This is a genomic window from Methylobacterium radiodurans, from assembly GCF_003173735.1.
In the GTDB taxonomy this organism is placed as follows: domain Bacteria; phylum Pseudomonadota; class Alphaproteobacteria; order Rhizobiales; family Beijerinckiaceae; genus Methylobacterium; species Methylobacterium radiodurans.
In genome coordinates this window covers 3,725,456-3,747,810 of record NZ_CP029551.1, presented here as the reverse complement: position 1 = coordinate 3,747,810, position 22,355 = coordinate 3,725,456, and the positions used below count along the sequence as shown (strand labels likewise).

The 22,355-nt window shown below is 73.0% G+C and carries 21 protein-coding genes; 11 read left to right on the top strand and 10 right to left on the bottom strand.

The annotated features are described in order from the left end of the window. Positions 1-212 precede the first annotated feature (212 nt). The gene (gene rimO, locus DK427_RS17515; RefSeq protein ID WP_109952382.1) at positions 213-1,580 is read left to right on the top strand and encodes a 30S ribosomal protein S12 methylthiotransferase RimO; all 1,368 of its coding nucleotides are present in this window, start codon (positions 213-215) and stop codon (positions 1,578-1,580) included. A 25-nt stretch (positions 1,581-1,605) separates the two neighbouring features. Here rimO and DK427_RS17510 read toward each other — a convergent pair whose 3' ends face one another. From DK427_RS17510 to DK427_RS17500, 3 genes are all read right to left on the bottom strand, one after another. Further along, complete coding sequence (locus DK427_RS17510) at positions 1,606-1,806, bottom strand: hypothetical protein (RefSeq protein ID WP_109952381.1); 201 nt, start codon at positions 1,804-1,806, stop codon at positions 1,606-1,608. 81 nt (positions 1,807-1,887) lie between these two features. Further along, the gene (locus DK427_RS17505) at positions 1,888-2,523 is read right to left on the bottom strand and encodes a nicotinamidase (RefSeq protein WP_204165180.1); all 636 of its coding nucleotides are present in this window, start codon (positions 2,521-2,523) and stop codon (positions 1,888-1,890) included. Between the two features lie 99 nt (positions 2,524-2,622). Then, positions 2,623-3,597: a quinone oxidoreductase family protein gene (locus DK427_RS17500; protein ID WP_109952380.1), complete on the bottom strand. Its 975-nt coding sequence runs from the start codon at positions 3,595-3,597 to the stop codon at positions 2,623-2,625. Positions 3,598-3,720: 123 nt separating this feature from the next. Here DK427_RS17500 and DK427_RS17495 point away from each other — a divergent pair, with 123 nt between their 5' ends. Together DK427_RS17495 and DK427_RS17490 are read left to right on the top strand one after the other, a co-directional pair. Next, positions 3,721-4,134 carry a carboxymuconolactone decarboxylase family protein gene (locus DK427_RS17495; RefSeq protein WP_109952379.1) on the top strand — a complete coding sequence of 138 codons (414 nt, stop codon included), beginning with the start codon at positions 3,721-3,723 and terminating at the stop codon, positions 4,132-4,134. Between the two features lie 19 nt (positions 4,135-4,153). Beyond that, positions 4,154-5,110: a D-2-hydroxyacid dehydrogenase family protein gene (locus tag DK427_RS17490; RefSeq protein ID WP_109952378.1), complete on the top strand. Its 957-nt coding sequence runs from the start codon at positions 4,154-4,156 to the stop codon at positions 5,108-5,110. A gap of 45 nt (positions 5,111-5,155) precedes the next feature. On the opposite strand, the gene DK427_RS17485 is transcribed toward DK427_RS17490, so the two are convergent. Next, on the bottom strand, positions 5,156-6,397 hold the full coding sequence (locus DK427_RS17485; RefSeq protein ID WP_109952377.1) for a patatin-like phospholipase family protein: 1,242 nt from the start codon (positions 6,395-6,397) through the stop codon (positions 5,156-5,158). A 233-nt stretch (positions 6,398-6,630) separates the two neighbouring features. On the opposite strand from DK427_RS17485, the gene DK427_RS17480 reads away from it, so the two are divergent. Together DK427_RS17480 and hspQ are read left to right on the top strand one after the other, a co-directional pair. Then, a complete protein-coding gene (locus tag DK427_RS17480; RefSeq protein ID WP_109952376.1) occupies positions 6,631-7,680 on the top strand; it encodes an HpcH/HpaI aldolase/citrate lyase family protein in 1,050 nt (349 codons plus the stop codon). 202 nt (positions 7,681-7,882) lie between these two features. Further along, on the top strand, positions 7,883-8,254 hold the full coding sequence (gene hspQ / locus DK427_RS17475) for a heat shock protein HspQ (protein ID WP_109952375.1): 372 nt from the start codon (positions 7,883-7,885) through the stop codon (positions 8,252-8,254). 209 nt (positions 8,255-8,463) lie between these two features. Here hspQ and DK427_RS17470 read toward each other — a convergent pair whose 3' ends face one another. Continuing rightward, positions 8,464-9,219 carry an invasion associated locus B family protein gene (locus DK427_RS17470; RefSeq protein ID WP_109952374.1) on the bottom strand — a complete coding sequence of 252 codons (756 nt, stop codon included), beginning with the start codon at positions 9,217-9,219 and terminating at the stop codon, positions 8,464-8,466. 418 nt (positions 9,220-9,637) lie between these two features. Between DK427_RS17470 and DK427_RS17465 the strand changes: the two genes are divergently transcribed. Next, positions 9,638-10,999: an AMP-binding protein gene (locus DK427_RS17465; protein ID WP_245930612.1), complete on the top strand. Its 1,362-nt coding sequence runs from the start codon at positions 9,638-9,640 to the stop codon at positions 10,997-10,999. Positions 11,000-11,318: 319 nt separating this feature from the next. Further along, entirely contained in the window at positions 11,319-11,663 is a 345-nt protein-coding gene (locus DK427_RS17460; protein ID WP_109952373.1) for a hypothetical protein, read from the top strand. Between the two features lie 138 nt (positions 11,664-11,801). Here DK427_RS17460 and DK427_RS17455 read toward each other — a convergent pair whose 3' ends face one another. Continuing rightward, positions 11,802-12,374 (bottom strand): YgjV family protein, encoded by a 573-nt coding sequence (locus DK427_RS17455; RefSeq protein ID WP_109952372.1) that lies wholly within the window; start codon positions 12,372-12,374, stop codon positions 11,802-11,804. Between the two features lie 342 nt (positions 12,375-12,716). Here DK427_RS17455 and mdoH point away from each other — a divergent pair, with 342 nt between their 5' ends. Beyond that, entirely contained in the window at positions 12,717-14,819 is a 2,103-nt protein-coding gene (mdoH, locus tag DK427_RS17450; protein WP_245931044.1) for a glucans biosynthesis glucosyltransferase MdoH, read from the top strand. A gap of 205 nt (positions 14,820-15,024) precedes the next feature. On the opposite strand, the gene DK427_RS17445 is transcribed toward mdoH, so the two are convergent. Next, positions 15,025-16,851: an AsmA family protein gene (locus tag DK427_RS17445; RefSeq protein ID WP_109952370.1), complete on the bottom strand. Its 1,827-nt coding sequence runs from the start codon at positions 16,849-16,851 to the stop codon at positions 15,025-15,027. A 313-nt stretch (positions 16,852-17,164) separates the two neighbouring features. Here DK427_RS17445 and DK427_RS17440 point away from each other — a divergent pair, with 313 nt between their 5' ends. Next, entirely contained in the window at positions 17,165-17,902 is a 738-nt protein-coding gene (locus DK427_RS17440; RefSeq protein WP_109952369.1) for a CoA transferase subunit A, read from the top strand. A gap of 106 nt (positions 17,903-18,008) precedes the next feature. Next, a complete protein-coding gene (locus DK427_RS17435) occupies positions 18,009-18,668 on the top strand; it encodes a 3-oxoacid CoA-transferase subunit B (protein WP_109952368.1) in 660 nt (219 codons plus the stop codon). Between the two features lie 239 nt (positions 18,669-18,907). Here the strand turns inward: DK427_RS17435 and tatC are convergent, their stop codons facing one another. The 3 genes from tatC to DK427_RS17420 form a co-directional block, all read right to left on the bottom strand. Then, positions 18,908-19,708, bottom strand: a complete 801-nt coding sequence (tatC, locus tag DK427_RS17430) for a twin-arginine translocase subunit TatC (protein ID WP_109952367.1) — start codon at positions 19,706-19,708, stop codon at positions 18,908-18,910. Continuing rightward, positions 19,705-20,259 carry a Sec-independent protein translocase protein TatB gene (tatB, locus tag DK427_RS17425; protein ID WP_109952366.1) on the bottom strand — a complete coding sequence of 185 codons (555 nt, stop codon included), beginning with the start codon at positions 20,257-20,259 and terminating at the stop codon, positions 19,705-19,707. The genes tatC and tatB overlap by 4 nt, the downstream gene beginning before the upstream one ends. 141 nt (positions 20,260-20,400) lie before the next feature. Further along, positions 20,401-20,691 carry a twin-arginine translocase TatA/TatE family subunit gene (locus tag DK427_RS17420; protein WP_109952365.1) on the bottom strand — a complete coding sequence of 97 codons (291 nt, stop codon included), beginning with the start codon at positions 20,689-20,691 and terminating at the stop codon, positions 20,401-20,403. Positions 20,692-20,901: 210 nt separating this feature from the next. Between DK427_RS17420 and chrA the strand changes: the two genes are divergently transcribed. Then, on the top strand, positions 20,902-22,311 hold the full coding sequence (chrA, locus tag DK427_RS17415; RefSeq protein WP_109952364.1) for a chromate efflux transporter: 1,410 nt from the start codon (positions 20,902-20,904) through the stop codon (positions 22,309-22,311). Positions 22,312-22,355 lie beyond the last annotated feature (44 nt).

The following is a 22,355-nucleotide window of genomic DNA, read 5'->3' as shown; positions in this document are numbered from 1 at the left end:
GCACGGAGCCGCCCTCCCCTGCGGGCGCGGGTTCCGCGCCCGCGCAGCCCTGAGGGGCGTGCCATCCGCATAAGAGCCCTCCACCCGTCCGGGCTCGCAACGCGCGCGCGTTGCCTGTATAGGAGCGGACGATTCCAGATTTCACGCGATCAGAGCGCGCGGGCGCGGGGCCTTGAGAGCCCCGCGGGGCCGCGGCGCCGTTTGGACGAGCCATGACCGCCTCCCCTGCCCCAAAGTCGGCTATCGCCGAGTCGCCTGTTCCCGCGAAGGCCGGCGCGCCGCGGATCTCCTTCGTCTCCCTCGGCTGCCCGAAGGCGCTGGTCGATTCCGAGCGGATCCTCACCCATCTGCGCGCCGAGGGCTACGAGCTGGCGCGCAAGCACGACGGGGCGGACGTCGTCATCGTCAACACCTGCGGCTTCCTCGATTCGGCGAAGGCGGAATCGCTGCAGGCGATCGGCGACGCCATGGCGGAGAACGGCCGGGTCATCGTCACCGGCTGCATGGGCGCGCAGCCGGACGAGATCCGCGAGAAGTACCCGAACCTCTTGGCCGTCACCGGACCGCAGGCCTACGAATCGGTGGTGGCCGCCGTGCACGAGGCGGTGCCCCCGGCCCACGACCCGTTCCTCGACCTGATCCCACCGCAGGGGGTCAAGCTCACGCCGCGGCACTACGCCTATCTGAAGATCTCGGAGGGCTGCAACAACCGCTGCACCTTCTGCATCATCCCCTCGCTCCGGGGTGATCTCGTCAGCCGCCCGGCCGGCGACGTGCTGCGCGAGGCCGAGAAGCTGGTCAAAGCCGGCGTGAAGGAACTCCTCGTCGTCTCGCAGGATACCAGCGCCTACGGGGTCGACACGCGCTACGCCGCGAGTCCCTGGCGCGACGGGGAGGTGCGGGCCCGCTTCTACGACCTCGCTGCGGCGCTCGGCGAGCTCGGCGCCTGGGTGCGCCTGCACTACGTCTACCCCTATCCGCACGTGGACGAGGTCATCCCGCTGATGGCCGAGGGCAAGGTCCTGCCCTACCTCGACATGCCGCTCCAGCACGCCAGCCCCTCCGTGCTCAAGCGCATGCGCCGGCCCGGCAATCAGGAGAAGCAGTTGGAGCGCATCCGGCGCTGGCGCGAGACCTGCCCGGATCTCGCCATCCGCTCGACCTTCATCGTCGGCTTCCCCGGGGAGACCGAGGCCGAGTTCGAGGAGTTGCTCGCCTGGATCCGCGAGGCGAAGCTCGAGCGGGTCGGCTGCTTCACCTACGAGCCGGTCAAGGGCGCGCCCGCCAACGACCTCGCCGAGGCGGTGCCGCCGGAGGTGCAACAGGAGCGCAAGCGCCGCTTCATGGAGGCGCAGCAGGGCGTGGCCCTGCGTCTGCAGAAGCAGAAGGTGGGCAAGCGCCTGCCCGTGATCATCGACTCGGTCGGCGGCAACGTGGCGGTCGGGCGCACCAAGTACGATGCGCCCGAGATCGACGGCAGCGTCCACGCGAGCTTCCGCCGCCCGGTCCGCCCGGGCGACATCGTCACGGTGAAGATCGAGGACGCCGACGCCTACGACCTGCGCGGCAGCGTAGTCTGACGCACGACTTCCGTTACGGGTTCTTTCAGGCGTTCTTGCGCGGGCGGTGATTCGGGTCGACCCCGCCCTCGCGGGTGGTCTCGTTCTCGACATCGCCCTCGAAGGTCGAATCCGCCTCCAGGTCCTTCGGGTCGCGGCCCGTCATGCCCTTCGAGGTGCCGATGCCGGGATTGCCCTTGAGGTCGGCGTCGCTCGGGGTCTCGGTCTTGGCGTGCTTGGTCGACATGCGGCCTCCTTGCCGGTTGCCGAAGGTCAACGCGGGCCGCGCGGGGCGGTCACGGCGCTGCGGCCGTTCGCCCCGATCGGCTCAACGTATGTCGGCGAGCCGCGCGCGCCCGATGCCGGCCTGCTCCATCCGGGCCCAGGCGGCGGCGACCGAGCCGTCCCGGTCGATGCCGCGCACGGCGTCCTCGACCACCACGGCCTCGAAGCCGGCCGCGCGGGCATCGAGGGCGCTCCAGGCGACGCAGAAATCGGTGGCGAGCCCACAGAGCACGACCCGGGTGAAGCCGCGCTCGCGCAAGGCACCGGCGAGGCCCGTGCGGGTGGTTCGGTCGGCCTCCAGGAAGGCCGAGTAGCTGTCGACCGCGTGGGTGTAGCCCTTGCGGATCACGAGCTCGGCCCGGGCGACGTCGAGGTCTGGCGCGAAGGCGACGCCGGGCGTGCCCTGCACGCAGTGCTCCGGCCAGAGCACCTGCGGGCCGTAGGGCATCGCGACAGTGCCGAAGGGCTCCGCGTCCGGATGGCTGGTGTGGAAGGAGGCGTGGCCGGCCGGGTGCCAGTCCTGGGTCAGCACCGCGTGGGGGAAGCGCGCCAGCAGCGCGTTGCAGGGCCCGACGACGGCGTCGCCATCGGGGACGGCCAGGGCGCCGCCGGGCAGAAAATCCACCTGCACGTCCACGACGAGCAGGACGTCGGTCTCGCGCACGCTCAGCACGGGCATCCCCCAAAGTCCCGGATACCCAAGGGCCGAGCCCTTGGGCGGGTCCGGGCAGAGCCCGGATATCTTAGCCCGGGATCCAAGGATCCCGGGCTCCCCGGATCAGGGCAGCATCACGGTCGAGCCGGTGGTCTCGCGCCCGGCCAGGTCCCGGTGCACGGCCTGGGCCTCGGCGAGGGGGCGCTTGGCGTGGACCGGGATCTTCACCGCCCCGCTCGCGACGACGCCGAACAGATTCTTCGCCATCTCCTCCAGCACCGGGCGCTGGCTGGCGAAGGTGAAGAGCGTCGGCCGCGTGACGTAGAGCGAGCCGCGCGGGGCCAGGAGCCCCAGGTCGAGGCCCTGGATCGCCCCCGAGGCGGAGCCGAAGCTCGCGAGCAGGCCCAGCGGCGCGAGGCTGTCCAGCGAGCCCATCAGGGTCGCTTGGCCGACGCCGTCGTAGACCACCGGCACGCCCTTGCCGTCGGTCAGTTCGCGCACGCGCTTGGCCACGTCCTCCTCGCGGTAGAGGATAACGTGGTCGCAGCCGTGCTGGCGCGCCAACTCCGCCTTTTCGGCCGAGCCCGCGGTGCCGATCACGGTGGCGCCGAGGTGCTTGGCCCACTGGCAGGCGATGAGGCCGACGCCGCCGGCGGCCGCGTGGAACAGGATCGTGTTGCCGGCCTTCACCTTGTAGGTGCGGTGGAGCAGGTACTCGGCGGTGAGGCCCTTGAGCATCATCGCGGCGGCGGTGGCGTCGTCCACGCCCTCCGGGACAGCCACGCAGCCCGCGGCCGGGACGATCATCTCCTCGGCGTAGCTACCCTCGGCCGAGGCGGTCGCGACCCGGTCGCCGACCTTGAACCCGGTGACGCCCTCGCCCACAGCGTCGACGGTGCCGGCGCCCTCCTTGCCGGGGGTGAAGGGGAGCTGGGCCGCCTTGTAGGCGCCCGAGCGGAAGTAGATGTCGATGAAGTTCACGCCGATCGCCGTGAGTTTCACCCGGATCTGGCCGGGACCGGGCTCGCGCCGCTCGACATCCTCGTAGGCCATCACCTCGGGGCCGCCGTATTCGTGAACCCGGATCGCCTTGGGCATCGTCTCGTCCTCGGATCTGTTTCCCCCGCGCCCGAGATAACGGACGCCGCGCCCGGCGCAATGGTGTTAGGGAAGGGGGCAAGACCGATACGGGCAAGACCGATACGGGACGGGGAGACGACGATGTCCGACGAGGCGCTGTTCGAGAAGGGTTTGCCGATCCGCCGCGCGGTGCTGGGCGCGGACTACGTCGACGCGTCGCTCGAAAAGGCTGATCCGTTCATGATGGCCTTCCAGCGCGCCACCACGAGCTGGGCCTGGGGCTGGGCCTGGGGCGACCCGACGCTGGACCGCCGGACACGCTCGCTCCTCAACCTCGCGATGCTGACCGCGCTCGGCAAGCCGGCCGAGCTGAAGCTTCACGTCAAGGGCGCGCTGACCAACGGGGTCACGGTCGAGGAGATCAAGGCGGCGCTCCTGCACGCCACCGCCTATTGCGGGATTCCCGCAGGGCTCGAGGCGTTCAAGGCCGCCCACGCGGTTCTGGTGGCGGAGGGCGCCATCCCGGCCGAGCCCGCCGAGCCGGCGGCCGAGTGATCGCCCGGGAGCGGCCCGCATGAAGACCTGCCTGATCCTCGACGACTACCAGGACGCGGCCCGGCACTTCGCCGCGTGGGACCGGCTCGCCGACCGCGTCGCCGTCTCGGCGCTGCACGAGACCGTCACCGACCCCGACGCGCTCGTGGAGCGGATCGGAGGCGCCGAGATCCTGGTGATCATGCGCGAGCGCACGCCTTTTCCGGCCGCGCTGCTGGCGCGGCTGCCGAACCTGCGGCTGCTCGTCACCAGCGGCATGCGCAATGCCGCGATCGACCTCGCGGCGGCGAAGCGGCAGGGCGTCACGGTCTGCGGCACGGCGAGCCATCCGGCGCCCCCGGCCGAGCTGACCTGGGCGCTGATCCTCGGGCTCAGTCGCCGGGTCGCGCCGGAGAACGCCGCGCTCCGGGCCGGCGGGCCCTGGCAATCCAGCGTCGGCACGGACCTGGCCGGCGCCCGGCTCGGCATCGTGGGGCTCGGCAAGATCGGCACCCGGATCGCCCGGGTGGCGCAGGCCTTCGACATGGAGGTCGCGGCCTGGAGCCCGAACCTCACGGAGGCGCGGGCGGAGGCGGCGGGCGTGCGGCGGGCCGAATCCAAGGCGGCGCTCCTGGCGGAGAGCGACGTCGTCACGCTCCACCTCGTCCTGTCGGAGGCCACGCGCGGCATCATCGGGGCGGCCGATCTCGCCCGGATGAAGCCCACGGCCTTCCTGGTCAACACCGCGCGCGCCGGCCTCGTCGACCAGACGGCCCTCGTCGCGGCGCTGGCCGAGAACCGCATCGCGGGGGCGGGGCTCGACGTGTTCGAGACCGAGCCGCTGCCCGCCGACAGCCCGTTCCGCACCCTGCCGAATGTGCTGGCGTTGCCCCATCTCGGCTACGTGAGCGCGGCCAACTACCGGACCTACTTCTCGGAAGCGGTCGAGGATATCGAGGCTTGGCTCGGCGGCGCGCCGGTGCGGGTGCTGGGATAGATCAGCGCTGGATCAGCGCCCTCCGCCCGAGGGGCGCCGTCCGCCTCACCGCCGGGCCAGGGTCTGCGGCTCGCCCTGGCCGCCGGAGCCCCCCTGCCCCGCGAAGGCATCGCCCGCGCGGCCGAGCTTCTCCCCGTGGGCGTAGAGCGCCTGCATGTAGCGCTGGTCGAACGGACCCGGCGCGGTGACGGCGAAGCGGCCGTCGATCTCGGCGACCTGCAGGTCCAGGCCCTCGCGGCGGCCGAAGGCGCCGGAGAGCGCCAGCGCGTCCTGCAGCTGCGCCTTGATCGCCGCCGACATCGCCCGGCCGAGCACCGAGAGCGTGGTCGGGCGCGCCATCTCGAAATGCGGGCGCGTGCTGTTGTTGACCACCACGTAGACCGTGCGGGCCGGGATGCGGACGAGTTGCGCGCCGGTGAGCGCCGCGGCGAGCGCGCGCTTCGGGGCGAGGTAGAACGGCGCCGTGGTGCCGCCATCCGCGTGAAGCTCCCGGATCGTGCGCCCGTCCGCCAGGGTGGCGGTGATCTCGACCGGCGGGAACACGCCCGGCACCGCCGAGGAGGCCAGCACGATCGCCCGGAACAGGCCGAGCGCCTTGGCATCCGCCCCCTTCGGCCCGGCGGAGGCCGCGATCGCGCCGAGGTCCCAGAGGACCGGGCGGCCGCTGTCGATCTCGGTGGTGGCGACGAGAAGCCGCCGTCCCCGCGCGTGCTCGGCCGCGACCGCCTGCAGAAGCTGCGGCGTCACCGCCTTGTCGATGCGGCGCTTGAGCGGCCACGTGTCGGTCAGCGCCACGTCCGAGCCGCCGAACTCGAACACGTCGGCCGCCGTGATGGTGGTGTAGGCCTCGCGCAGGGGCGCGTCGCCGGGCTTCCCGATGAAGGCGAAGGGCGCGATCAGCGCGCCGGTGCTCACGCCGGTGATCACCCCGAAATCCGGCCGGGTGCCGGCCGCGCTCCAGCCCGCCAGCAGGCCGGCCGCGAAGGCGCCGTCCTCGCCGCCGCCCGAGAGCACCAGCCAGGGCTCGGATGCCGCCGGGGCCTCGTCGATCAGCGCCTGGAAGGCCGCTGGCTCGTCGCCCGGGATCCGCACCGGGCGCGCGAGCCCGGCCGGCCGGGCGGCGTCGAGGTCCTGGGCCGAGAAGGCCGCGCGCTCGCCGGATTTCTCGGCCGATCGGTCGGCTGCCTTGGCGGTGTTCGGGCCCGCCAGTGCCGGATTCGGAGAAGCCGCCGACAGCATGCATGCCGCCGCGAGCGCCGCGATGGGCCGCCGTGTCAGTCCGGACATGGCTCGTGTCCCGTTGTCAGAGGTGCCCGCCTCGAACGAAGAACGCCAGGACTATTGTCAAGTTCCGGGTTGACTGTTGCATGGCTGCGACGCGGTGCGGAGGGGCACCTCCGGGGTCCGTCTTCAGGTCCGTCCCCCGCCCTCGCCCGCGCCGGGAGCCGCACCAACGGACGGCTTTACTGGGGCCAAGCCCCGCCATAACGGTGACTGCAACGAACCGGGAGGAACGACCCATGAAACTGCCGCGCCGCTTCTTCCAGCCGCTCGCCACCGGCGCGCCGGCCCCGTTCCGGGACCTGCCGGTCCGGCTCGAGCGGATGATCCACTTCGTGCCGCCGCACGTCGAGAAGGTCCGCGCCCGGGTGCCGGAGCTTGCCGGCACCGTCGACGTGGTGCTCGGCAACCTCGAGGACGCGGTGCCGATGGACCAGAAGGAGGCCGCGCGCAAAGGCTTCGTGGCGATGGCCCGGGCGACCGACTTCGCCGCCACCGGCACCGGCCTCTGGACCCGCATCAACGCCCTCAACTCCCCCTGGATTCTCGACGATCTGTTCGAGATCGTCGCCGAGGTCGGGGACCGGCTCGACGTGGTGATGGTGCCGAAGGTCGAGGGCCCCTGGGACATCCACTACATCGACCAGCTGCTGGCCCAGCTCGAGGCACGGCACGGGGTGACGAAGCCCATCCTGGTCCACGCGATCCTGGAGACGGCCGAGGGCGTGGCCAACGTGGACGCCATCGCGGCGGCCTCGCCGCGCATGCACGGCATGAGCCTGGGGCCGGCGGATCTGGCGGCGTCCCGCGGCATGAAGACCACCCGGGTCGGCGGCGGCCATCCCGAGTACCGGGTCATCGCCGACCCGGCGGGCGAGGCGCCCCGCGTCTCCGCCCAGCAGGATCTCTGGCACTACACCATCGCCCGGATGGTCGATGCCTGCATGGCGAACGGCATCAAGGCCTTCTACGGCCCCTTCGGTGACTTCTCGGACGCGCAAGCCTGCGAGGTGCAGTTCCGCAACGCCTTCCTGATGGGCTGCGCGGGCGCCTGGACGCTGCACCCCAGCCAGGTCGCCATCGCCAAGCGGGTCTTCGCGCCGGACCCGGACGAGGTCGCCTTCGCGGCCCGCATCGTGGCGGCCATGCCCGACGGCACCGGCGCGGTGATGCTCGACGGCAAGATGCAGGACGACGCCACCTGGAAGCAGGCCAAGGTGATCGTGGACCTCGCCCGGCTCGTCGCCGCCAAGGACCCGGATCTGGCGGCGATCTACAAGCTGGACTGAGGTTCGGGGATCCCGAAGGGCCTTCAGGCCCTTCGGCGGGGTTCGGGGCAACTCCCCGAGACGGCTTCGCCGAGCGACCAGGGCCAGGATCACGAACCTTGCCCTGGGACCACCGAAGGTCTCGGACCCCCGGGATCCGGGATTTTCGCTGCGGCCACGGCACCCGATGACAGGGCGGCGGGTTGCGCCTATCTGACGCTCCATGACGCAGCAGCACACGAAGACGGATCAGGCCCCGGCAGCCCCCAGCTTCCGCACGGCGAAGTTCGGTATCGGCGCGGTGGTGCGCCACCGGATCTACCCGTTCCGCGGCATCGTGTTCGATGTCGATCCGGTCTTCGACAACACCGAGGAGTGGTGGCTCGCCATTCCCGAAGAGGTCCGGCCGCGCAAGGACCAGCCCTTCTACCACCTCCTCGCCGAGAACGCGGAGACCGAGTACGTCGCCTACGTCTCGGAGCAGAACCTTCTGCCCGACACCTCCGGCGAGGCGCTCCGCCACACCGGGATCGGCGAGATGTTCGTGCGCGACGATGCCGGCACGTACCGAGTGCGGGACCGGGCGCCGAACTGAGTTTTTCGGACAGGGTCGACACGGGATGCCCTCTCCCCGCCGTGCGGGGAGAGGGCATCCCGTGTCGGGGAGAGGGGATTCCGCTCCACCCGAAGCGAGTCCCCGGACGCCGGCGCGAGACGAGAAAAGGCCGGGCACCCGCCCGGCCTTTTCCCTGTCGGCATCGGTCTTTGCCCCCGCGCGGGCGGGGGCGTCCCTGCCGGAAACCCTCAGGGCTTCGGAGCGGCGGCGGGCGCGGCGGCGGCGCCCTTCTCGGCCTCGAGCTTCTTGCGCATGTCCTCGGAGCGCTTCTCCAGCTCGGCCTGGAGCTTCTTCTGCTGCTCCTCCAGCACCTTCGGGTCCATGGCCGGGCCGTCGAAGGCCTTGCCGAAGCCCGCCAGCGGCACCGCGAAGGTGACCTCGCGCTGGGTCTGGTTCTGCACCGAGACGTTGAGGGTCGTGCCCTTCTTCATGGCGGCGAGCAGGCCGGCCTCGACGGCGCCGGCCTCGGCGAAGCAGCCGTTCGGGAAGCAGACCGCGAACTTGCCGGGCGTCGCCTGCTGGCCGTCCACGTTGAAGCGGATGCCCGGCTGCAGCAGCAGGCCGAGCGGCAGCAGGAAGCGCACCACGCGCACCTCCTGCTTCGTCTGCGGGTTCTTCATCTCGTAGACGGCCGCCGCGAGGACCGGCTGGCCCTGGTCGGAGACGAAGTCGCGGGTGGTGTAGCAGATGTCGGTGCCCGAGCCCTGGTCCTTGCCGCAGACCTTGGTCCAGTCGGCCTGGCCCGGCTCCGACTTCACGTTGATGATCTGCGGGCCGTTCCCTTGCGTCTGCGCCGTCTGGTTGGTGGGCGCGGCCGGTGCCGGGGCGGCGGGGGCGGGGGCCGCCGGCTTCTTCGGCTGGGCGAGCGCCGGCCCGGCGAGGCCCGCGATCGCGACGATGGCGGCGGCGCGCATCAGATGCGCAGGGCGGGTGGCGAACGGCATCGTCTTCAGACCCCTCTGGGTTTCGCTTGTCGTGTGCGCGCCCCGCCGGATGACGAGACCGTGTCTTGACGCGGGACCGTGGAACCTCGCGGCCTCGATCGAGGGCGGCGCCGGACCGGCCCCGGCTTCCGCGCGCGGGATCTCCGCGCGCAGGGCCCGTCCGGACCTCGGCCGGCGCGATGCGCGTCGCGCCCGACCCGGCAGGCTCGCGAGCTCCCCGGGGCGACCGGGCGGCCTGCTTTCCCGCCGATTGAGGCGAAGGCATGACACCGGCGACGCGGCACCGCAGATCCGGTCAGATCCGATGAGATCCGCTTGGGTCCGGGGCCGCGCCGGCGCGTTAGCGCGCCGTTAACCATGCCGAGGCATCGATGGCAACTCGCGACGGTCCCGTCGCGTCGCCCAGAGGAGACGGCAGGTGCAGGCCACGGCGTTCCGGCGCGAGACGCCCCCGGCCGATCCGGCGCCCGGGATGGCGCCCGTCACCCCGCCCGGTTCCGGCCTCGCCGGGCTGCTCCGCGCGACCGCCGCCGCCCACCCGGCCCGGCCCGCCTTCGCGGATCTCGGCGACAAGCCCGGCTGGAGCGGCCGGCCCGGCATGACCTGGACCTACGGCGCGGCCGCCGAGATCGTCGGCCGCCTCGCCCACGGCATCCGCGCCTGGCGCCTCGCGCCGGGCAGCCGGATCGGCCTCTGGTTCGCGGGCAGCAGCGAGGCGCTTGTCGCCCATCTCGCCGTCGAGGCCGCCGGCCACGTGCCCTGTCCGATGCCCGCCGCCTGGGAGGAGGCGCAGGTTCTGGCCGCGGTCGAGGCCGCCGGGATCCCGGCGGTGCTGACCCAGGCGCGGCTCGGCGCCCGCCGCCCGGCCGAGATCCTGTGCCGGGTCGCGCTGCAGCATTTCGCCCTGCGCTATCTCGCCGCCTTCGGCCCCGACGTGCCCGACGGGGTGATCAACCTCGACGCCCTGGCGCTGGAGCGCGGCTCCGGTCCCGCCGAGGAAGCCCCGCCCGCCCGCGGCCTCGTGAGCTTCGCCGGGCGCGACCCCCTCCGCCCGGTCTACCGCCCCGGCGAGGCGCTGCTCGCGGCGGTGGCCGCGCACCTTGCCGCCGTCCGGATCGCCCCGGGCGAGCGCCTGCTCACCCTGCTGCCGCCCGACGACCTGCGCGGCCTCGCCACCGGGCTCGGCGCCGCCCTGGTCTCGGGCGCGACGCTCGCCTGCATGCCGGTGCTCGACGCCGCCGCCCTCCGGGCGGCGCTCGCCGCGGCCGATCCCCGGGGGCTGCACCTGACGGCACCCGCCTTCCTGGAGGCGGCCCTGCGCGAATTGCCGCTCGACGGCCTGCGCGGCCTGACGCTCGCCCATCGGGCCCCGGCCCGGCTCACCGCGCGCCAGCTCCGGCCCGTGCGCCTCAACGGGCCCCGCATCGTCGACGCGCTCGCCCTCGACGAGGAGGCCCTGCTCAGCCGGGCGCGCGGGACCGACGACATCGCCCTCGCGCTCGCCGACCCCGCCGGCACGGCGCTCCCCGCCGGCCTGATGGAGCTGCGCTGCGGTGCGGACGGCGACCTGACCCTGCGCGGCGCCGCCTGCCGGGCCGGGCCCCTGCGCGACGGCGCGCCCGCGCTGCCCGAGGCGGGCGACTGGCGCCCGCTCCCCTACCGCGCCACCCTGCTGGCCGGGACGGCGACCGGCCTCGTGCCGGCTGTCCAGCCGGTGCCGGCTACGCAGCCGCTGCCTGCCGCTCACCCCGTGCCGGTCGCCCGGCCGGTCGCGGCCTGAACCCGCGCAGGCCCGGCTTTTTCGGACGAGCCCGATCGGGCTCGCCGGGCCGGCGCGTCCGGGCCGAGCCATGCCCGGCCATCCGGGCTCACTGAGCGTCTGAAGATCGGAATAGCCTGAGATATTCGTGTGTTGTCCGGGGATGCTCGCGCTCCGGGCGAGGCCGGCGGGCAGATTTTCTGCCGCCGGTTCATGTGCGGCTCAGGCGGACCGCCCTATCTTCGCACTGCAAACTTGCCGGCGAACCAAATCGCACCGCCGCAAGTTATCGCCGCGGGCCTCTTCCCACGGGGCACACGATAGGATACCGCTTAAGCTTATGGGTGCGCTGCAACAAGTGCTGGTGGTCGATGATGGCGTTCGCGCCGCGGACCACTCACTCGCGGGCGAACTGGCCGAGCTCGGTTACGCCAGCGTCACGGCCTCGCTCGAGGCGGCCGACGACGTCCTCGCGGTGATCGCGCGGCCGGCAGCCGTCCTGCTTCAGGCCTCCTCCCGCCGCGACGCGGAGTACCGCAGCCGGGCCGAGCGCCTGCGCCACCAGCTTCGCGACCGGGGCATCCCGATCATCGACATCGAGGCGAGCCGCACCCGCCGCTCCGGCGGCCCGGTCGATCTCCAGAGCCGCATCGGCGCCTACGTGCTGCAGGAGCCCGAGCGCTAGGGCGCCCGATTCGCGCTTCGATTCCCTTCTAGGCGCGGATGATGGCATCCGCGCGACACCGCATCCTCATCGTCATATCCGCCGCCGCGGGGCCCGGCCGTGACGCCGCGCACCTCCGCCGCCCGGCGGGATGGGCGCTCAGGCCGCCGCTGGCCGCGCACCGGCCGCGCGGCCCATCGCCACCAGCAGGCCCGAGATCGTCAGGAGGTCGCAGGTCAGGCCGAAGGCCGAACCGACCATGAGGTTGTGGCCGGCCCAGGCCAGCGAGGCGCCCAGGAACAGGCGGCGCATGGCGGCGGCCTCCGCCTGCAGCCGGGCGCGGGTGGCGAGCAGCGCGCCGATGCCCGCGCAGGCCGAGGGCCAGCCGTTCCAGGTCGCGGCCGTGAGACCGAGCACCGCCACGAAGCCGAGCCCGAAGAATGGCACGAACCAGGCCGGCCGCCGCGCCCGGCCGCCGAACCGGGCCGCGGCGAGGCTCTGCAGCACCGAGATCACGCACATCGCGGTGCCCGTCTGCGCGCCGAGCCGCAGGAAGTGCAGCGCGAAGCTCCCCGCGCAGGCGGCGGAGGTGAGGAGGATCGCCTCCCGGCGCGGCATCATGCCGGCCGCGAAGCCGAGGAGAAGGCCGAGCGCCCCGAAGATGTCGAGATGGCCGAGGACTGTGCCGGCCAGGGTGAGAACAGTGTCGCGGACGATATCTTGGGACGACATGGTGGGCTCTTGCGGCGCCGGATCTGCACTGTGCGCTGGATCCGAGCCGCTAGGCCCGCATGGTAACCGAGTCGTTAACGGGGATCCGGGCGCCGGCCCGGTGTGGCGCGCGGGCCGCGCCCCGACGGACCCGCGCGTGCATTTGCCGGACACCATCGCCTAAACAGGGCGCTCGCGCGTTCCTGCCGCCGACGAGCCCGAGGAATCCTGCCCAAAGTGCGCATCGACGACACCGCCCTCCCCCGCCCGGCCCCGACGGGGCCCGCGCCGGGCGAGCCTCCCGCCGAGCTGCCGCAGGCCGCTGAACGGCCGCGGGCTTCCGAGCTGCCACTGGCCTCCGCCATGCCGCCCGAGGCTCCGCTCGCCATGCCGGTGCAGGACCTGGCACGCTTCGATGCCGGCACGGTCCGGCGCCCCGCGCGGCGGCACCCCGCCCCCTGGGCCGCCCGGACCCTGGTCTTCGGCGGGGGGCTGGCGCTCACCGCCTATGGCGGCTGGCAGATGTACGAGACGGTGGCGGTGTCGGGCTCGCCGACCGTCCTGCAGCTCGCGCTCGTGGCGCTCTTCCTGCTCACCTTCTCGTGGATCGCGCTCGCCTTCACGGGCGCGGTGCTGGGCTTTGCGGTGCTGCTGCGCGCCCCCGCCCCGCCCCCGGCACCGGCGGCGCTCGGCGGTCGCACCGCGATCCTGATGCCGGTCTACAACGAGGCCACGGCCCGCACCTTCGCGGGGCTGGAGGCGATGCACGAATCCGTCGCGGCCACGGGGCTCGGGGCCGCGTTCGACTGGTTCGTCCTCTCGGACTCGACGCAAGCGGATGCCTGGATCGCCGAGGAGCGCGCCTTCCTGCGCCTGCGCGATCGGCTCGGGGACGGGGCCCGCCTCTACTACCGGCACCGGCCGAAGAACCATCACCGCAAGGCTGGCAACATCGCCGACTTCGTCACCCGCTGGGGCGCGGCCTACGACCACATGCTGGTGCTCGACGCCGACAGCCTGCTCACGGGCGACTGCGTGGTGCGCCTCGCCGCCGCCATGGAGGCGGATCCGGATACCGGCATCGTCCAGTCGCTGCCGCTGATCATCAACCGCAACACCCTATTCGCCCGGCTCCAGCAATTCGCCGCCCGCATCTACGGGCCGGTGATCGCGGTCGGGCTCTCCGCCTGGTCGGGCCGCGACGGCAATTACTGGGGCCACAACGCCATCATCCGCACGCGGGCCTTCGCGGAGGCCTGCGGCCTGCCGGACCTGCCCGGGCGCCCGCCCTTCGGCGGCCACGTGCTGAGCCACGATTTCGTCGAGGCGGCGCTGATCCGGCGCGCCGGCTGGGCGGTGACCATGCTGCCGACGCTGCCCGGCTCCTACGAGGAGAGTCCGCCCTCGCTCATCGACGTGGCCGTGCGCGACCGGCGCTGGGCGCAGGGCAACCTGCAGCACAGCCGCATCATCGGCGCGGCCGGGCTGCACGCCGCCTCGCGCCAGCACTTCGCCACGGGCATCGCCGGCTACCTCGCCTCGCCGCTCTGGCTCTGCCAGCTCCTCGTCGGCATCGCGCTGGTGCTGCAGACCGCCTACGCGAAGCCCGAATACTTCCCGCAAGGTCTGGCGCTCTACCCCGTCTTCCCGCGCTTCGACCCGGTGCGCGCGCTGCAGCTCTTCGGGCTGACCATGGGCGTGCTGCTGGCGCCCAAGCTCCTGGGGCTGGTCCTCGCCCTGCGGGATCCCGCGCTGCGCCGGGCCTGCGGCGGCGCCGGCCGGCTCGTCGCATCCAGCGCCCTTGAGATCCTGCTCTCGGCGCTGATCGCCCCGGTGGCGATGGTGATCCAGTCGGGCTCGGTCGCCGGGATCCTGCTCGGGCGCGACACCGGCTGGAACCCGCAGCGGCGCGACGACGGCTCGATCCCGATGCGCGACATCGTCCGGCGCCACCGCTGGCACACGCTGCTCGGGCTGGTGGCGGGGGTCGCGGCCTTCGCCATCGCCACCTCGCTCTTCCTCTGGATGTCGCCGACGATCCTCGGCCTCGTGCTGGCGATCCCGATCTCCTGGGCGAGCGGGCAGCTCGCCTGGGGCCTCGCCCTGAAGCGGCGCGGCCTCCTGGTGACGCCGGAGGAGCGCGACCCGCCCGCCGTCGCCCTGCGGGCAGCCGAACTCGCTGCCCGCAACGCGCAAGCCGGCCTCGACGAGGCCGACGCGCTCCAGGCGCTCCACGCCGAACCGGCTCTCGCCGAGGCCCATGCCCGGATGCTGCCACCCCCGGCGCCCCGGCCGCGCGGGCGGATCGAACCCGACCGCGTCCTGGCCGAGGCCAAGCTCGCCGAGGCCGAGAGTCTCGCCGAGGTGGCCGCCTGGCTCGGGCAGAAGGAGCGCATGGCGCTGCTGCACGACCCCGCCCTCGTGGCCCGGCTCGCGCGCCTGCCGCGGGAGACGGCCGCATCCTGAGAAGCGGCACGGCTGCGCCGTCTCAGGGCGCCGCCCTGAGGACCCGCCCAAGGGCCGCTAGAGCGCTCTCCGCCGAAGTGGACGCCGGTTCGGCGCAAGTGAGCGCGTCAAAACAAGAGCTTGGAGCCATTTCCGAGTGCAACGCGATCGGGAACGGCTCTAACCTCTTGAAGATCCCGCAAGATTCGGGGATCCCGTAAGATGATCAGGGCGCGTAGGCGCGGGCCCGGGCCGGCAGCAGGGCGGGGCCCGGCAGCGGCTCGGCCGTCAGGGCGCTCGCCGGCAGGTCCGGCTCGTCGGAGCGCAGGACGCGCACCGCGACGTCCTCCCAGGGGCCGGCGAGATCGAAGAACGGGCCGGGCCGCGACCCGGCCAGGCGCGGGCTCAGCTCGGCGCGCGCCCGCAGGGTGCGGTCGGTCAGCGAGAACCCCCCGCGCAGCGAGGCGGTGAGCGACGGGGCTTGGAGCGCGCCCTCGCCGATCTCGCCGACCCCGTCCGCGAAGCGCACGGAGAGTGCCGCCCGCTCGAAGGGGGTGCGACCGTTGCGGCGGGCGAGCGCCCCGGCGGCGAGGCCGCCATTGCGCTGGATCACGTCGGTGAGGTCGAGCCCGACGAGGCTGCCCCGCTCGACCGCGAGGGTGGCCCGGCCGGCGGCCCGGGCGACCAGCTCGGAGAGATCCCGCCCCCGGCTCTCCAGGGCGAGATGCCCCTGGACTGGGCCCTGCACCCAGGAGGCCTCGCCGAGATCGGTGAGCAGCGCGCCGAGATCGACCCGGTCGAGGCTCCCCTGCGCCCTGATCTCCGTCCCGGCCGGGTCCGCGGCGGCGGGCGCGAGCGCGACCCGGCCCTTCAGCGTGCCGCCCCGCAGGCCGGCCCGGTTCAGGGCGATCTCCAGCGCGCCGTCGCGCACCAGCACGCTCGCGGCGAGATCCTCAAGGGCGGCGGGCCCGAGGCGGGCCGAGGCCGACGATAGCCTGAGGTCGAGGTCGCCGCCCGTGTAGGGCGTCAGGGAGACCAGAGTTGCGGGAGCGTCCGCCCCGAGCGCCGCCGCGAGCGGGGCGAGCAGGGGCGCGAGATCGAGGCTCTCGGCGGCGAGCGTCGCCTGCACGGTGAGCCGCGGCTGGGCGAGGTTGAGCGAGCCCGCACCGTCGAGGACGTTGCGGCCGAGGCTCACCCGTAGCCGCGGCAGCATCACGGCCGCACCCGCGGTCTCGAAGCGGCCCTCCAGCGCGAAGGCCTCGGCGAGCGGCAGCAGCGCCGCGTCCCGGTCGAGGGCGGCGAGCAGGCGGGGCAGCGAGCGCGTCTCGAGCCGTCCCTCCCCGGCAAGCCGCAGGCCGCCCGGCTCGCCCGGGCGGAGTTGCGCCTGCCCGTCGGCAGAGAGGCTGCCGCCAGCCCAGACCAGCCGCGCCGCGACCGGGGAGGCCCCGCCCCCGGCGAGTTCGGCCGGGCGCAGCTCCGACAGGGTGAGCCGGGCGGCCTCGCCCCGCCAAGTGAAGCCGGCCTGCGCCTCGGCGACCCCGCGCCAGGCCGGCCAAGCGATGTCGAGAGCGAGGTCGCCGAGCGCGAGCGCCCCCGCCACGGCGGCGCGGCTGAGGACGAGCCGGTGCGGGTGCCCGCTCCAGCCGCCCCGCGCCCGCTCGGCGACCCGGCGCAGGGGGCCCTCCCAGCGGGTGTCGCCGGGTCCGTCCGGACGGTGCAGGCGTGCGCCGTCGAGGCTGAGGCTGCCGATGCCGAGCCGCCCGCTCAGCAGGCCGACCGGGTCGAGCACGACCGAGAGCCGCCCGCCCTCGGCGAGCGGCAGGCCGCCGGCCGCGTCCGCGAGGCGGGCGCCGTGCAGGTCGAGCCGCGGCAGGGGCAGCAGGCGCAGGGTCGCCGGCCCGTCCGCCGTGAGACCGATCCCGTACGCGCCGAGTTCGTCGGAGAGCAGGCGGAGCGCCGTTCCCGTCCCGATGCTCCACGGCATCGCGCCCGCGCCGCAGCCGAGGACGAGCGCGGTTGCCGCGAGGGCGGGGATCAGGCGGTGCGGCGACATCGCGCTCCGGGCTTGCAGGATCGGCCGGATCGGCCGGGATACGGGTGCCTGCCGTTTCAGCCGCCCCCAGGCCGTCACGGTTCGCCCACGCGTGAAGATGGCCATAGCCGCTTCGATGCCCTTTGTCTGCGGGGGAGTCGCGGCAAAGCCTTGGCCGAGCCTTGGCCGATCCGTGGCGGCGGCATGGTCCTTGTGAGTCCGGCAGAGTCGACCGGTGTCCGCCGCCGCGGGCTGGACCCGCCGCCCGGAATCGGGGACAGCATGGGATCTCAGGCGCCCGGGCCGAAGGCCGCGCCTCGGAGAGGGTGTTCGAATGAAGAAGGTTTATCCGGATCCGGTGGCCGCGCTTGCCGGACTCCTGCGCGACGACATGATGATCATGTGCGGCGGCTTCGGCCTGTGCGGCATCCCCGACGAGCTGATCGAGGCCGTGCGGGCCTCCGGCGTGAAGGGCCTGACGATCGTCTCCAACAATGCCGGCATCGACGGCGTGGGCTTGGGCAAGCTCCTGGAGACCCGGCAGGTCGCCCGGATGATCTCGTCCTATGTCGGCGAGAACAAGGAATTCGCCCGCCAGTACCTCGCCGGCGAGCTGGAGATCGAGTTCAACCCGCAGGGGACGCTCGCCGAGCGCATCCGTGCCGGGGGCGCGGGCATCCCGGCCTTCTTCACCAAGACGGGCGTCGGCACCAAGGTCGCCGAGGGCAAGGAGGTGCGCGAGTTCGACGGCGAGCACTACGTGATGGAGCGCGGCCTGTTCGCGGATCTGGCGCTGGTGCACGCCTTCAAGGGCGACACCGAGGGCAACCTCGCCTACCGGCTGACCGCGCGCAACTTCAACCCGATGATGGCCACCGCCGCCAAGGTCACGGTCGCGCAGGTCGAGCACCTCGTCGAGCCCGGCCAGATCGAGCCTGAGAACATCCACACGCCCGGCATCTTCGTGAAGCGGATCGTGCACGTGCCGGTGCGCGAGAAGCGTATCGAGCAGCGCACCACCCGCAAGCGCGCCGAGGCCGCCCCGGCGGCGGCCGGCGGTGGTCAGATCTGAACCGAACAGCCCGGCCGCGAGGCCGCGAGCGCGACAGCGCGCCGCCGCCCCTGCGGCGGACGGCGCGGTCGCGAAGAGAACGCGCCACACAGGAGTAGAGACAGCGATGGCCTGGACCCGCGAGCAGATGGCGGCGCGCGCCGCCAAGGAGCTGGAGGACGGCTTCTACGTGAACCTCGGCATCGGCATCCCGACGCTGGTGTCGAACTACATCCCCGACGGCATGTCGGTGCAGCTGCAATCCGAGAACGGCATGCTCGGCATGGGCCCCTTCCCGTACGAGGGCGAGGAGGACCCGGACCTGATCAACGCCGGCAAGCAGACCATCACGGCGCTGCCGACCACGAGCTACTTCTCGTCGGCCGATTCCTTCGGGATGATCCGCGGCGGGCACATCAACCTGTCGATCCTCGGCGCCATGCAGGTGGCCGAGAACGGGGACCTCGCCAACTGGATGATCCCCGGCAAGATGGTGAAGGGCATGGGCGGCGCCATGGACCTCGTGGCGGGCGTCAAGCGCGTCGTGGTGGTGATGGAGCACGTCGCCAAGAACAAGGACGGCTCGGAGAGCCCGAAGCTTCTGAAGGCCTGCGACCTGCCGCTCACCGGCACGCACGTGGTCGACATGGTGATCACCGATCTCGGCGTCTTCACCATCGACAAGCGGGGGGACGGCGGCATGCGGCTCATCGAACTCGCCGACGGCGTCACCGAGGAGGAGATCCGGGCCAAGACCGAGGCCGGCTACACGGTGGCGCTGAGCTGAATCGCCCCCTCTCCCCGCCGGGCAGGGAGAGGCCCGCAGGCACCCTGTCGTGCCTGCGGGAAGCGGAGGCGGAACCGCAGCGGCGGTGAGGGGGATCCCCGGAAGAGGCTTCTCCGGTGCCGCCCCCTCACCGTCGCCTGCCGGCTCGCTTCATGCCCCGGCAAGGGGGCATGAAGCCCTCTCCCCGCACGGCGGGGAGAGGGGACCCCGCGGTAACCGGGGGCGGGAGCCCGTTCCTCTTACGGATCGAGCCCCTCGGCCTTGCGCCGGGCCGCCCGCAACTTCTCGATACGCGACACCGAGAGCACCGAGGCCTCGTAGAGGAGCAGCATCGGCAGCGCGAGCGAGAGCTGCGAGATCACGTCCGGCGGGGTCAGGATCGCGGCCGCCACGAAGACCAGCACGATGGCGTAGCGCCGCTTCTCGCGCAGGAAGGCCGCGTCGATCACGCCGATCTGCCCGAGCAGCGTCAGGATCACCGGCAGCTGGAAGGCGAGGCCGAAGGCGAAGATCAGGGTCATGATCAGCGAGAGGTACTCGTCGACCTTCGGCAGGAGCTTGATCGTCGCCTCGCCCGGCTGCCCGATCTGCTGCAGCGAGACCGAGAACTGGATCAGGAGCGGCATCGCCAGGAAGTAGACCACCAGCGCGCCCAGCACGAAGAACACGGGCGTGGCCACGAGGTAGGGCAGGAAGGCCCGGCGCTCGTTGCGGTAGAGGCCCGGCGCCACGAAGGCGTAGATCTGCGTGGCGATGATCGGGAAGGCCAGGAAGCCGCCGCCGAACACGCTGAGCTTGATGTTGGTGAAGACCTGCTCGAGGAAGTGCGTCGCGATCAGCTCGGCGTTCTGCGCGCCCACGATCGAGACGTATGGGTGCACCAGGATGTTGTAGATCTGGCGCGAGAAGAAGAAGCACCCGAAGAACATCGCCACGAAGGCGATCAGCGACTTGATCAGCCGCGCGCGCAACTCGATCAGGTGCTCGAGCAGCGGGGCCCGCGAGGCCTCGATCTCGGCTTCGTCCGCCTCGTTGATCATCTGTCGGCCTCCGGCCGAACCCCGGCTTTCGGCTGCGCGGGAAGCGGCTCGGGCGTGCCGTAGGGGTCGTCGACGGAGCCCGGCACGGGAAGCGGGGGCTCGGGCGGCGTCTGCGCCAGCATCTCGGGCTTCATGTCCTCGGGGCGCGGGACGTCGTAGCGGCCGCGCTCCGGCAGCGGCGCCTCGGCCTCGGCTGCCTTGAGCTGGGCGGTGGCAGCGGCCAGCGCGCCGGGTGCCGGCGTCTCGTCGGGCTTCGGCCCGCGCGCCTCGACCGCGCCCTTGATCTCGTCGCGGATGGTCTGGACCGGGTTGAAGCCGGTACCGGCGCCCTTGACCGTGTTGCGGATGCCGTCGACCTCGCGGCGGACCTCGTCGAGTTCGGCCTCGCGGATCGCCTCGTTGAACTGCATCTGGAACTCGCCGGCCATGCGGCGCAGCTTGGTCGTGATCTGCCCGACGGTGCGCAGCGCCTTCGGCAGATCCTTCGGCCCGATGACGATGAGGGCGACGCCGCCGATCAGCATCACCTCGCCCCAACTCATGTCAAACATGCTGTGCCGACCTTGCCGACGGTCCCGCTGCTCGCGCGTGCCGGGATCCGGAACGCCCCGGATGGGCCTCGCGCGAGGTTCTGCCGGGAGGGGCTTACACCACTTCGCGGCCGGCGGAAGCCCGATCCCGGATCGGAGGGATCAGACGGGCTTGCGCTCGCCGGCCGGCAAAGAGCCTGACGGGAGGTGGCTCGCCGGCACGGCGGTGCCGGGGCTGGTCTCGGCAGCGTGCGGGATGGTGCGCACGGGCTCGGCCGGCGCCACCGGGGTGGCCGGCGGCTGCGCGGGCGCCTCGTCGTCGGCCATGCCCTTCTTGAACGCCTTGATGCCCTTGGCGACGTCGCCCATCAGGTCCGAGACCTTGCCGCGTCCGAACAGCAGCATCACGATGACGGCGACGACGACCCAGTGCCAGATACTCATGCTGCCCATGGCAACCTCCTGCACCGCGGGGAAAAGCGCTCCCGCGCGGCGACCCAACCCGTAATCGTAAGATCGCGCCGAACCTAGGGACGGGCCGACCCGAACACAAGGCACGGGCGGCCCCGTGTCACGCGCGTGGCGGCGGCGCATCGCCTGTCGCCGCCGGGGCCCGCCTGTGCGAAGAGGCCGCCGGTAACGCTTGCCCGGGGGACGACACGCATGGCCACGCTCGGTTCGGCGTCGACGGACGCGCCTCGCCCGGCTCCCCCGCCCGAGATCCTGCCCGTCACCCTGGCGCAGGCCGTGCCGGTCTGGGCCCGCATCGCCGCCCTCTCCTTCGGGGGTCCGGCCGGCCAGATCGCCGTGATGCACCGGGTGCTCGTCGAGGAGCGGCGCTGGATCTCGGAGGCGCGCTTCCTGCACGCGCTGAACTTCTGCACGCTGCTGCCGGGGCCGGAGGCGCAGCAGCTCGCCACCTATGTGGGCTGGCTGATGCACGGCGTGCGCGGCGGGCTCGTCGCGGGCGGGCTGTTCGTGCTGCCGGGCCTTCTCGCCATCATGGCCTTGAGCTGGATCTACGTGCTCTACGGGCAGGCCGGGCCCGTCGCGGGGCTGTTCTTCGGGCTGAAGGCCGCGGTGCTGGCGGTGGTGGCGGAGGCGGTGCTGCGCATCGGCCGCCGGGCGCTGCGCGGCCCCGCCCTGGCGGGGCTGGCCGCCGCCGCCTTCGCGGCGCTCTTCCTCCTCGACCTGCCCTTCCCGCTCGTCGTTCTGGCGGCCGGCACCATCGGCTATCTGGGGACCCGCGCCGGGTTGGCGGCGTTCCGCGGCGGCGGCCACGGGTCCGGGAGCGCGCCCCGGGACGACGGACCCTATCTCCTGGGCGACGCGGCGACCCCGCGCGAGCGCGTCGCGCCGGGGCGGACGCTGCGGGTCGTCGCGGTCTGGGCGGCGCTCTGGCTGGTGCCGGTGGCCGCCATCCTCGCCGCGCTCGGGCCCGGCGACGTGTTCGGCCAGATCGCGCTGTTCTTCTCCAAGATGGCGATGGTGACCTTCGGGGGCGCCTATGCGGTCCTCTCCTACGTCGCCCAGCAGGCGGTGGAGCATTACGGCTGGCTGAAGCCCGGCGAGATGCTCGACGGGCTCGGAATGGCCGAGACGACGCCCGGCCCGCTCATCATGGTCACGCAGTTCGTGGGATTCCTCGCCGCCTACCGGGCGCCGGGCGCGCTGCCGCCGCTCCTCGCCGGCACGCTCGGGGGGCTGCTCACCACCTGGGTGACCTTCGCGCCCTGCTTCCTCTGGATCTTCGCGGGCGCCCCTTACGTCGAGCGCCTGCGCGGCAACCGGGCGCTGGCCGGGGCGCTCGCGGCGATCACCGCGGCGGTGGTCGGCGTGATCCTCAACCTCGCGGTCTGGTTCGCCCTGCACACGCTGTTCGGGGCGCTGCGCCCGGTCCGTCTCGGGCCGCTGCGGCTCGACCTGCCGGTCTGGTCGAGCCTCGACCCCTACGCCCTGGCGCTGGCGCTCGCCGCGATGCTCGCCCTGTTCCGCCTGCGCCTCGGCGTGCCGGCGGTGCTCGCGGGCTGTGCCGCGGCCGGCCTCGCCCTGCGGGTCCTCGGGCTGGTCTGATCCCGGGATCCCGAAGGGGGGACCACCCTTCGGCGGGGGTCGGG